Raw genomic sequence first — 11840 nt, forward strand, 5'->3', positions numbered from 1 at the left:
GGTGGAAGCACAGCAATGTGTGTAGCTGGTGGAAGCACAGCAATGTGTGTAGCTGACGAATACTAATCGGTCGAGGGCTTATCCTAAACACGTTTACTGTGACCCATACATCCAGTAGACAGCAGCATAAAGGCTTCAGCAAGCCTAATCTTTCGTATCCAGTTTTCAGGGCGTAAACACCTTGAAGGACTTTGGTTGGATCTTTTCTGAGGAGACTCAGGACTGCATTTCAACGAAAAATCCAGTTTGGTGGCGATGGCGGAGGTGAACCACGCGTTCCCATACCGAACACGACCGTTAAGCCCTTCAGCGCCGATGGTACTTAGACCGCAGGGTCTTGGGAGAGTAGGACGTCGCCAAGCACGAGTGACCTATCGCATAATATGCGATAGGTTTTTTGTTGTTTTTGCATGCAGAAAATGAGCGTTAATCATATAAATGAATCCGGCTATGTATAAACAGCATGCAAGCGTACCAAGCTAATGGAAAATCAATTTTACCGAGCACTTGACCTTTTGCTGAAATTGCATATAATAAAATCAAGGTCAAAGAAAGTCAAAGTCAGTTGTCCGAATATTCGGTGTATATTCTGATTTGATTGCAAGACCTCATTAATACCTATGTTTCAACTTTAGTTTTATTGGTTATTTCTCAGGGAGGTTGGTGGTTTGCGTAACATTTCCGATCTCATCGAACAGTACTTGAAGCTTATGCTTCAAGAAAGTCCAGAGGGCGCAGTAGAAATTCAACGCAATGACCTGGCTGACAAATTTTCTTGTGTACCGTCGCAAATCAACTATGTAATTAGTACTCGATTTACCATGGAGAAAGGATACATGGTTGAAAGTAAGCGCGGCGGCGGAGGCTATATCCGAATACAACGGATTGAGCTTCCTGCATTAAAGGCGATTCAATTCCATATCGAAGAAACGGTTGGAGAATGTGTCGATCAAGGTGCAGCGGAAGGGCTTATTTATCAGCTTGAGGAAGCAAGACTTATCTCTAAGCGCGAGGGAAATCTACTCCGTGCGGCTGTGCATCGCGATACCATTGCACTGAAGCTGCCGCTAAGGGATGAAATTCGGGCAAGGTTGTTAAGGTCCATGCTTATCTCATTGCTGGTTAAGTAATGACAAACCGTTTATACCGGGAGGAGGGATCAGGCTTGTTTTGCCAAGATTGCGGTAAAAAACCGGCTACGCTTCATTTCACAAAAATCATTAATGGCGAGAAGACCGAATTTCATATTTGTGAAAGCTGTGCTCGTGAGAAAGGCGAAGGCATTCCAGGCGCGCCGAATAGCTTTTCTATTCATAGCTTACTATCGGGACTTCTTGATTTCGAACAGCTTGGCGGGTCGACGATTACCGGCATTAAGCAGCCAGCGCTGCGCTGCGAGGAATGTGGACTGACCTATACACAGTTTAGCAAAATCGGTCGATTCGGCTGCAGCTCTTGTTATCAGTCGTTCGAAGGTAAGCTTGATCCACTTCTCAAACGTATTCACAGCAGCACCGTACACAGCGGTAAAATCCCTAAGCGCTCAGGCGGGCAAATCCAGTGCAAGCGCGAGATTGAACAGCTGAGGCGGGATCTGCAAGAGAAGATTGATCAAGAGGAATTTGAAAGCGCGGCTGAGCTGCGTGATCGAATACGTGAATTAGAGCGCAAAATGGCAGACCTGTAGGCTGGCATAGAAGGAGTGAAGGAACCTCTTGACTAAGCATCGATTCTCACAGCATGCACTCAGCGAATGGATGAAGGACGCGGGTCCTGAATCTGAAATTGTCATTAGCAGCAGAGTGCGAGTAGCCCGGAATTTACGTCATCAGCCTTTTCCATTACTTGCAACAAATCAGCAATCTAAGGATGTCATGGATCAGCTGACTGAAGTTAGCCAAAGCGGCAAGCTGCAGTCAATTGGATCATTTGAGACCATTGTTTTGTCAGATTTAAGCGAGCTTGATAAAAGGGTGCTTGTTGAAAAGCATTTAATCAGTCCCAATTTAGCGAACGAATCGCGATGCGGGGCCGTTATTTTAAGCGATAATGAATCTGTTAGCATAATGATTAACGAAGAAGATCATTTGCGCATTCAATGTCTGTATCCAGGTTTCCAAATCCAGGAGGCATGGGCATTGGCCAGCGGAATTGACGATATTTTTGAAGAGTCGGCTGATTATGCATTTGATGAGAAACGCGGTTATTTGACGACATGTCCAACGAATGTGGGCACAGGCATCAGGGCATCCGTTATGATGCATTTGCCGGCACTCGTTTTAACGTCTCAAATCAATCGGATATTGTCAGCTGTTACACAGGTAGGCTTGGCAGTAAGAGGCTTGTACGGCGAAGGCAGTGAAGCGCTTGGGAATTTATTTCAGGTGTCTAACCAAATTACGCTCGGGCAATCCGAGAATGAAATTATTGAAAATCTTTATGGTGTTGCAAGACAAATCATCGAGCATGAGAAAGCGGCTCGCAAACGTCTTATGCATGAGTCGCGGCTGAGGACAGAGGACCGCGTGAAGCGCTCATACGGTATTTTAGCATATGCTTCAATTATGGATTCCAAGGAAGCTGCGCAGCGGTTGTCAGATGTGCGGCTTGGTGCAGACCTTGGCATTTTATCAGATGTAACGCCACAAGTGTTGAATGAACTTTTGGTCATGACTCAGCCTGGATTTTTGCAACAAACCTTCGATGAGAAGATGAGTCCAGAGCAGAGAGATTTCAGGAGAGCAGAACTCATACGCAAGCAATTGCGTGGTGAAAAAGGCCATGGGGGTGCGTAAATATGATGTTTGGAAGATTCACGGAGCGAGCACAGAAGGTGCTTGCATTGGCGCAAGAAGAAGCGGTTCGTCTCGGACATAACAATATTGGTACGGAGCATATTTTGCTAGGCCTTATTCGCGAAGGGGAAGGAATAGCGGCTAAAGCATTGATTGGACTAGGACTTGGGCTTGAAAAGATTCAAGATGAAGTTGAGGCGTTGATCGGTCGCGGTCAAGAGCAGCCTAACAACATTGCCTATACGCCACGCGCAAAAAAAGTAATTGAGCTTTCGATGGATGAAGCAAGAAAGCTTGGACATACGTACGTTGGCACAGAGCATATTTTGCTTGGTCTCATCCGTGAAGGAGAAGGCGTTGCGGCACGTGTGCTCAACAATCTTGGCATTAGCCTAAATAAGGCTCGTCAACAAGTCCTTCAGCTTCTTGGCAGCAGTGAAGCTGTCTCAAGCAATCACGGTTCACCAGCGAATGTTAGCACGCCTACGCTCGATGGACTTGCAAGAGATTTAACTGCTTATGCGAAGGAAGGAAATCTGGATCCTGTAATCGGCCGAAGCAAAGAAATTGAGCGTGTAATTCAAGTGCTTAGCCGCCGTACGAAGAACAATCCAGTACTAATCGGGGAACCAGGCGTCGGTAAAACAGCAATTGCCGAAGGTCTTGCGCAGAAGATTATCGAGAATGAAATTCCCGAAACTTTGCGTGATAAGCGTGTCATGACGCTGGATATGGGCTCCGTAGTTGCAGGTACAAAGTACCGTGGTGAGTTTGAAGATCGGTTGAAGAAAATCATGGATGAGATCCGCCAAGCGGGCAATATTATTCTATTCATCGATGAGCTTCATACGTTGATTGGCGCAGGCGGAGCAGAAGGTGCAATCGATGCATCTAATATTTTGAAACCTGCATTAGCACGTGGTGAACTACAATGTATCGGTGCAACTACTCTTGATGAATACCGCAAATATATTGAAAAAGATGCTGCGCTTGAACGTCGTTTCCAACCTATAACGGTAGATCAGCCATCTCCAGAAGAAGCGATTCAAATTTTATACGGCTTACGCGATCGTTATGAAGCTCATCACCGTGTGAAAATTACGGATGAAGCTATCGTGCAAGCAGTTAAATTATCGGATCGTTACATTCCGGATCGGTTCTTGCCAGATAAAGCGATTGACCTTATCGATGAAGCCGGTTCAAAGGTACGCTTGCATTCTTACACTGTACCGCCAAACTTGAAGCAGCTTGAAAACCGTTTGGAAGATATCCGCAAGGAGAAGGATGCAGCGGTTCAAAGCCAAGAATTCGAGAAAGCGGCAGCACTTCGCGATACGGAGCAAAAAATTCGCGAAGAGCTTGATATTACCAAAAACCAGTGGAAAGAAAAACAAGGCCGTACTGATTCTGAAGTGACACCAGAGGATATTGCTCAGGTTGTAGCTAGCTGGACGGGTATTCCTGTTAGCAAGCTGGCTGAAGAAGAGACGGAACGACTTCTGAAAATGGAAGATATTCTTCACGATCGCATCATTGGACAAGATGATGCCGTGAAGTCGGTATCCAGAGCGATTCGTCGTGCGCGTGCCGGCTTGAAAGATCCGAAGCGTCCAATTGGTTCATTCATTTTCTTAGGTCCAACGGGTGTTGGTAAAACGGAGCTCGCCAGAGCACTTGCAGAAGCGATGTTCGGAGATGAAAATGCGGTTATCCGTATCGACATGTCGGAATATATGGAGAAACATTCGACATCCCGTCTAGTCGGAGCGCCTCCTGGTTATGTAGGTTATGAAGAAGGCGGACAGTTAACCGAGAAAGTTCGCCGCAAGCCATATTCCGTTGTGTTACTAGATGAAATTGAGAAAGCTCACCCTGAAGTATTTAACATATTGCTTCAGGTGCTGGAGGATGGTCGCTTGACTGATTCCAAAGGCCGCGTTGTCGATTTCCGCAACACACTGATTATTATGACTTCTAACGTTGGAGCGGATCAAATCAAGCGTAATTCCTCGCTCGGTTTCACAGCCGTACAGGATGCGGGACGCGACTTCCAGCAAATGAAGGATAAAGTGCTTGGCGAGCTTAAGAAAAGCTTCCGTCCGGAGTTCTTGAACCGTATCGATGAAAGCATCGTGTTCCATTCGCTTGGCGAGGAGCATATTGCTCAAATCGTTACACTCATGTCGGATGAGCTGCGCAAGCGTCTGCGTGAGCAGGAAGTTGACTTCATCTTGACGGATGCAGCAAAAACTTTCCTTGCGAAGGAAGGCTACGATCCACAATATGGAGCTCGTCCGCTTCGCCGGGCAATCCAAAAACATATCGAAGACCGTTTGTCCGAAGATTTGTTGATGGGTAAAATCCAAAAAGGCGATACGTTCACAATCGATGAGAAGGATGGCGGTCTAACCGTTACCAAATCGATTTCCGAACAAGAGCCAGAAGAATCCACGACAAAATAAGCATGATAGTAAACTGTCCCGCAATCAGAATAGCTGCTTGCGGGACAGTTTTTATTAATACAATAAATTGACAATGATAATCATTATCGTATAATAAGACTATAGCGTTACATAGAATGGAGGAACAACGATGATAGTTGTCACCAATACGATAAAAGTAAAAAAAGGCCACGGGGAGACGGTGGCGAGTAGATTTCAAAACTCCAAAGGCATAGATTTATCTCCTGGTTTTGTGCGCATGGAAGTGTTGTTAACGGAAGGCTTAGAAGAATATGATGAGCTTAAAGTAAGCACGACTTGGGAAACCAAAGCTTCCTTTGAGGGCTGGGTGAACAGTGATTCTTTTCGGCAAGCACATGCTCATAGAGGCGGGGGACAACAGGGTGAGGCAGGCCAGCAAACGGAAAGCGTGATGCTCGGCTCACAATTGACAACGCATCGTGTGTTAGTTGCTCGGCAAGCTGGAATTGAGCTTAAGCAGCATTAATTCTATTTATTTATAACTTGGTGCTCTAATAAATATGCTGCGTTGTGACTAATCTTTCGCTCTCTTATCCACTGTGGATAACGAGGGCGTTTTTTATGTTGTATTTATAGAAAAAGCCTTTGGGGATATGTTGATGAGTTGTGGATAATGTTGATAACTTGTTCGTAATTCTGTGGATAACAATGAAAAGACGTGAAATGGATAAGCTTAGCTGTGGGAAACGAATAATAAGTGGGTTATCTCCTTTTTTCATTAACAATGTGGGTTTATACATGGAGGATAAAATGGTAAACTTTATGTAGTGTGATTTTAAGCACAATCGCTAGGGCTGGCATCATTCATTTACGCTGGTTCATAACGTTTAAGGAGTACAGAATGGCCAAAATTAAATCAAAATTTGTTTGTACGGAATGTGGAACAGAATCGCCAAAATGGCTGGGGAAATGTCCCGGTTGCCACGCTTGGAATTCGATGGTGGAAGAGAAAGAAACCGTTGTGAAAACGAAGGGCGTCGGATTGTCGTCGTTTCATGCGAAAGAAAAGCCGCAGTCCATCATACATATAGAAAGTGGGCAAGAGCCTCGTATAGAAACAAGGATGCTTGAGCTTAATCGAGTGCTCGGCGGAGGTGTTGTTCCAGGCTCGCTAATTCTTGTCGGCGGAGATCCCGGAATCGGAAAATCAACGCTGTTGCTGCAAACGTCTCATGCGCTCGCGGTGAAAGGATTGAAAGTGCTCTATATTTCTGGGGAGGAGTCCGTGCGGCAAACAAGGCTAAGGGCAGATCGACTTGGTGCGCTGACGGAATCGCTTTATGTACTATGCGAAACCAATATGGAGCAAATTAACGATGCCATAGAATCAGTCCAGCCGGATTTTCTCGTTATTGACTCCATTCAAACCGTCTACGATCCAAATGTTCAATCGGCTCCCGGAAGTGTATCGCAGGTACGAGAATGCACGGCACACTTTATGCGAGTGGCCAAAATTAAAGGAATTGCGACGGTGCTCGTCGGCCATGTTACGAAGGAAGGCGCGATTGCGGGGCCAAGGCTTTTAGAGCATATGGTGGATTGTGTTCTTTATTTTGAAGGGGAGCGCCATCATACGTACAGAATTTTAAGGGCAGTCAAAAACCGCTTTGGCTCGACGAACGAGATTGGCATTTTCGAGATGGGCGAGGATGGACTGCGAGAGGTTTCGAATCCTTCTGAGCTGTTTTTATCTGAGCGGCCGCTTGGTGTATCAGGGTCAACCGTAGTTGCAAGCATGGAAGGCACCAGGCCTGTGCTTGTTGAGCTTCAGGCGCTTGTGGCCACAACTAATTTTCCATCTCCGCGCAGAATGTCAACGGGTATCGACCATAACCGAATGGCGCTCATTATCGCAGTGTTGGAGAAGCGGAACGGCATGTTTCTACAAACACAGGATGCTTACTTGAACGTAGCTGGCGGAGTTAAGCTTGATGAGCCGGCAGTCGATCTAGCAGCGGCGGTCAGCATAGCCTCCAGTTTTCGCGATGCGCCAACGAAGCCGTATGACGTTATATTTGGTGAGGTAGGATTGACGGGAGAAGTGCGTGCGGTATCGCGTGCTGAGCAAAGGGTGAAGGAAGCAGAGAAACTAGGTTTTAAACGTGTCATAATGCCAGAGAAAAGTTTAAAAGGGTGGAAACCACCCGCAGGCATAGAAATTATTGGCGTATCTACAGTGTCGGAAGCACTTAAGGCAGCGCTTGGATAGGGGGGCAGATGATGAAGGAACCTACACAGCTTGAAATTATGAATCAATTATTGCAATTAGTCGCACCAGGCACCCCTTTTCGGGATGGGCTTGAAAATGTGCTTCGGGCGAAAACGGGGGCGTTGCTGGTTGTTGGCTACAGCCCGGAAGTAATGGAAGTCGTAGACGGAGGTTTCTCCATTAATTGCGATTTCTCGCCTAACTATTTGTATGAGCTTGCAAAAATGGACGGAGCTATTATTTTGAGCGAGGATATGCGCCGAATTTTGTATGCGAATACGCAGCTTATACCGAATAGCTCCATTCCGTCGATCGAAACGGGAATTCGGCACCGTACAGCTGAGCGGGTTGCAAAGCAGACAGGCAAGCTTGTTGTATCCATCTCGCAGCGCCGTAATATTATTACTTTGTATCAAGGCAATCTGCGTTATTCGCTGAAGGACATGGGTGTTATTTTGACGAAGGCCAATCAAGCGATTCAAACGCTCGAGAAATATAAAGCGGTGCTTAGCCAATCCTTTACGAATCTTTCAGCTCTTGAATTCGAAGAGCTCGTTACACTTCAGGAAGTAGCGCATGTTATTCAACGTGTTGAAATGGTGCTGCGCATCAAGATGGAGATCAAGCGTTATGTAAATGAGCTTGGAACGGAAGGACGGCTCATCAGCATGCAAATGGATGAGCTCGTTGGCGGAGTTGAAGAGGATGCATGGTACTTACTTAAGGATTATGCCAAAGAAAATTCGGATGAGAAAATACGAGAAATTCGGGCAGGCCTGAAGAAGCTGAGCTCGGATGAGCTGCTGGATGCGCCGCCAATCATCCGTTTGATCGGTTATCCACATACGAGCAACATGAACGATGAATCCGTGTCACCGCGCGGTTATCGACTGCTGAATAAAATTCCAAGATTGCCGCTCATTATTATGAACAATTTGATTGAAAACTTCGGTCGATTGCCTCATATTCTGATGGCGACAATTGAAGAATTGGATGAGGTTGAAGGTATTGGCGAGGTGCGGGCACGTGCGATTAAGGAAGGTCTAAAGCGGATACAAGAGCAGATGTTCATTGACAGGCAAATTTAAATCCCATACAATGGATTGAATGTGGTCCTATAACGTGGAGATACATTCGTTAAGGGTTTTGGGGCATAGTAGAGAAGAGGTGGAAAAGATGATCACAAAATCGATACCGAGCCTTCTCACGGTGGGGAACTTATTCCTAGGAGTAATCGCCATCATTCTTGTATTCAATGAAAAACCAGATACTGCGGCTATGATGGTGTTAATCGCCATGCTGCTTGATGGTGTTGACGGACGCGTTGCTCGGGCGCTGAACGTTCAAAGTGAATTCGGTAAGGAGCTGGACTCATTATCCGATGTGATTTCGTTTGGCGTAGCTCCAGCATTTATTATGTATGTAGTTGCTTTTCAAGATCTTAATCCAGCCTTGGCTTGGATCGTAACGGCATTGTTCCCGATTTGCGGGGCACTGCGGCTTGCTCGTTTCAATGTAATATCAAGTGCGCCAGGTTATTTTATCGGTCTTCCGATACCGGCGGCTGGCGGAGTGTTAGCGACATTAGCTTTATTTCAAAATGACATTTATGTATCCGTGTTGCTTGCAAGCACAGTAGTGCTTTCCATTCTTATGGTTAGTACGATTAAATATCCGAATTTCAAAAAGGTCGGTATTCCTAAGAGCGCAGTATGGGTTGTCCCTATTGTTATTGTTGTATCTGTCGTATTAGGTCTATTGTTCAAAAATGACTTATCCAAAATTTTGTTTGTACCGCTGCTTCTATATGCGCTGTACGGCCTAAAAAAAAACGTTGATCGCCGTTTGCCCAAGCGAAACCGCAAGCGGAAGAAACGTGATGAAAACGCGGAAGACCCTGTTCAAACAGAGAAGCCGGCTTGATCAAAGCGGCAATATTGAATGTAAAATAGCGTTTCAAGCACAGATTTTTGTGCTTGGGCGCTATTTTTTTTCTTGCTTAAAGCCCCCTTTTAGCAATCTATTATGGGATAATTTTGAAACTAATCATCTTCCAAATTCGTATTTAATAGGCGGTCAAAAACGAATTCGAATGGAGAAGATGCTGGTTTGAAACGACTATTTAGTATTAGAAAGCCTTCTTTATGGACCAAAACGATTCTTACTGCTGCTTTATCAGTCAGCCTGCTGGCTCCAGCCGTCTATGCGGCTCCCGTGGAACCGAGTGCTGCGCCTGCTCCAAAAGCGTTAAATGTTGAAAATGCGACAACTTTTTTAAACGATTTTTTTGCAACGGAACAAATCAAATCGCAATATGTAGGAGCTTCTGTCGTTATTGTGAAGGATGGGAAAACGGTAGCGCAGCGAGGATATGGCTTTGCAGACCTGGAAACAAAAAAGCCGATTGACCCTGCTTCAAGCGTGTTTCGCATCGCGTCAGTGTCCAAGACCTTTACGGCAGCCGCGGTTATGCAGCTTGTAGAGCAGGGGAATATTTCTCTTCAAGACGATTTCACCAAGTATGTGAAGGATTTGAAGTTCGATAACCCGTTCGGCAAGCCGGTTACGATTGAGCATTTACTTACGCATACGACGGGTTTTGAAATACGTGATCCGCAGCCAGAGGATATACATACCGACTTCGGGAAAGTAGTTGAAATTGAAGACTATGTTCGGGGGCATATGCCTTCTGTTGTTCGGGAGCCGGGCAGCGCCTACATGTACGATAACTTTGCGTCGATGCTGATTGGATTGATCGTACAAAAAGTCAGCGGTTTACCTTTTAACGATTACATGGAACAGAATATATTTAAGCCGCTGAAAATGGATTCAAGCCGTTTTTTACTTGATAAAAAACTTACAGAAAATCTAGTTTCGGAGTACGACGCTGCAAACGGCAAACATGAACTATATGCAGTTACTCCTACTGTAATGCCGCAAGGGGGAATGTTCTCTACTGCTGAGGACATAAGCAAGTTTATGATTGCTTTCCTGAATGGCGGTTCATCAGAATCCGGCAGCATTCTTAAGCAAGTAACCTTTGATCAGATGAAAACGTATCGCTCTTCGATTCATTCATTGCTGCCGAACACTACTTATGGATTTGAGGCACCTATTCAGCTTCCTGGGGCGGGAAGCAGTTCTTCCGTGATAGCCAAGTTTGGAGATATTGTGGGCACTAGCTCGCTTATGTTCCTTATTCCGGAACAAAAGACGGGAGTATTCATTACTTACAACAAAATAGGCCCTCTCCGTGATTTCTTCTATCAGGCGTTTATTCATTCGTTTTTTCCGGCATATGCTGCAYCTGCCAAGTTCGACGCATTCACGCCGAGTACGAGTGATTCATTAAATAAATTCACGGGCATTTATACTGACCTTCGTCTTGCACAACTAAATACATCAATAGAAGCAGATGGCAAAGGCAGCTTGATGATATCAGATGCTTTCCTTGGACCGCGTGCACTTAAACAAGTAGATAAAAATCTATTTGTAGATAGCCTTACGGGTAAATTCACGGCATTTGCGATAGGGTCAGGCGATGAAGTGCTTTACTTTAAGGAGCCGTATCTGAATCCGCTCGGCTATGGGATGAAACATAAAGCGCCAACCTTGTTTGCTGATATTGCGAAAGACCACCCTTATGAGAAGGCAATTTATACGCTGAAAACATTAGGGCACTACTCCGATATTGAGGATGAGAAATTTAATGCTGAGCAATCAGTCACTCGGGGACAATTTGTTAAGCATCTTATGGAGATTAGCGGATTAAAAGGAAGCAGTACGGAAGAACTTGTATTTACGGATTTGGAAGGCCATTCGGCCGCTGCTTTTGTTCAGCAAGCGTATGAGCTGGGCCTGGTCAAAGGTACAACAACGAATCTGTTTGAGCCGGATCGCAGTATTACTCGCCAAGAAGCGGCTGTTATGATGTGGCGCGTTTTCTCTCAGCAGTATCCAGCAGAGTTGTTTGAGTCGGTTAAGCTCTCCGGTGAGACTGATAAATGGGCGCTGCCAGCTGTTAAGATGATCGTTAAGCTCGGCATCTATGGACCAGAGGTTCAAGAGCCAGAGAAAGGTGTTTTCAATTACGCTTCTAAGAAAGTTCTGAACCGCCAAGAGGAAGCTGCTATTTTATATTCTCTTCTTACACGTCCGTTAGATGTTATTGTTTCTGGATTCATGCAACAGAAGTAGCACTATTAGTGCTAAAAAAGAGGCCTCCCAATATGGAGGCCACTGAAGAACTTAAGGTTTTTGTGAGCCCCCAAAGCGATAAGCAAAAATGCGACACCTTCTCCTGATATTCCGGAGAAGGTGTCGCATTTTTGAGGTCTTGGCGCTGTTTGTTAG

The 11840-nt window shown here is 45.4% G+C and carries 9 protein-coding genes and 1 rRNA gene; all 10 read left to right on the forward strand.

Annotated elements, in window-relative coordinates; translation table 11 throughout:
* The first annotated feature begins 245 nt into the window (after positions 1 to 245).
* The 10 genes from rrf (at position 246) to AC1DPK_RS33655 (ending at position 11684) form a co-directional block, all read left to right on the forward strand.
* Positions 246 to 362, forward strand: a 5S ribosomal RNA gene (gene rrf / locus AC1DPK_RS33610).
* Between the two features lie 306 nt (positions 363 to 668).
* Entirely contained in the window at positions 669 to 1130 is a 462-nt protein-coding gene (locus tag AC1DPK_RS33615; protein ID WP_054025359.1) for a CtsR family transcriptional regulator, read from the forward strand.
* 35 nt (positions 1131 to 1165) lie between these two features.
* Positions 1166 to 1687: a UvrB/UvrC motif-containing protein gene (locus AC1DPK_RS33620; RefSeq protein WP_076271458.1), complete on the forward strand. Its 522-nt coding sequence runs from the start codon at positions 1166 to 1168 to the stop codon at positions 1685 to 1687.
* A gap of 28 nt (positions 1688 to 1715) precedes the next feature.
* Positions 1716 to 2795, forward strand: coding sequence for a protein arginine kinase (locus AC1DPK_RS33625; RefSeq protein WP_339205305.1), 1080 nt, complete (start codon positions 1716 to 1718; stop codon positions 2793 to 2795).
* Positions 2796 to 2797: 2 nt separating this feature from the next.
* Positions 2798 to 5257: an ATP-dependent protease ATP-binding subunit ClpC gene (gene clpC / locus AC1DPK_RS33630; RefSeq protein WP_441885579.1), complete on the forward strand. Its 2460-nt coding sequence runs from the start codon at positions 2798 to 2800 to the stop codon at positions 5255 to 5257.
* 130 nt (positions 5258 to 5387) lie between these two features.
* A complete protein-coding gene (locus AC1DPK_RS33635; protein WP_076271455.1) occupies positions 5388 to 5744 on the forward strand; it encodes an antibiotic biosynthesis monooxygenase in 357 nt (118 codons plus the stop codon).
* Positions 5745 to 6119: 375 nt separating this feature from the next.
* Positions 6120 to 7487, forward strand: a complete 1368-nt coding sequence (radA, locus tag AC1DPK_RS33640; RefSeq protein ID WP_076271454.1) for a DNA repair protein RadA — start codon at positions 6120 to 6122, stop codon at positions 7485 to 7487.
* An 11-nt stretch (positions 7488 to 7498) separates the two neighbouring features.
* Positions 7499 to 8575 carry a DNA integrity scanning diadenylate cyclase DisA gene (gene disA, locus AC1DPK_RS33645; RefSeq protein WP_076271453.1) on the forward strand — a complete coding sequence of 359 codons (1077 nt, stop codon included), beginning with the start codon at positions 7499 to 7501 and terminating at the stop codon, positions 8573 to 8575.
* An 88-nt stretch (positions 8576 to 8663) separates the two neighbouring features.
* The gene (gene pssA / locus AC1DPK_RS33650) at positions 8664 to 9410 is read left to right on the forward strand and encodes a CDP-diacylglycerol--serine O-phosphatidyltransferase (protein ID WP_076271452.1); all 747 of its coding nucleotides are present in this window, start codon (positions 8664 to 8666) and stop codon (positions 9408 to 9410) included.
* A gap of 186 nt (positions 9411 to 9596) precedes the next feature.
* Positions 9597 to 11684 carry a serine hydrolase gene (locus AC1DPK_RS33655; protein WP_477512976.1) on the forward strand — a complete coding sequence of 696 codons (2088 nt, stop codon included), beginning with the start codon at positions 9597 to 9599 and terminating at the stop codon, positions 11682 to 11684.
* The last annotated feature ends 156 nt before the right edge of the window (positions 11685 to 11840 follow it).

The organism is Paenibacillus sp. 01T424, from assembly GCF_056398745.1.

Excerpts from the sequence above, each read along its gene's own strand:
- clpC (WP_441885579.1), top strand. The coding sequence starts at position 2,798 with ATGATGTTTGGAAGATTCACGGAGCGAGCACAGAAGGTGCTTGCATTG.
- disA (WP_076271453.1), top strand. The coding sequence starts at position 7,499 with ATGAAGGAACCTACACAGCTTGAAATTATGAATCAATTATTGCAATTA.
- AC1DPK_RS33635 (WP_076271455.1), top strand. The coding sequence starts at position 5,388 with ATGATAGTTGTCACCAATACGATAAAAGTAAAAAAAGGCCACGGGGAG.
- pssA (WP_076271452.1), top strand. The coding sequence starts at position 8,664 with ATGATCACAAAATCGATACCGAGCCTTCTCACGGTGGGGAACTTATTC.
- radA (WP_076271454.1), top strand. The coding sequence starts at position 6,120 with ATGGCCAAAATTAAATCAAAATTTGTTTGTACGGAATGTGGAACAGAA.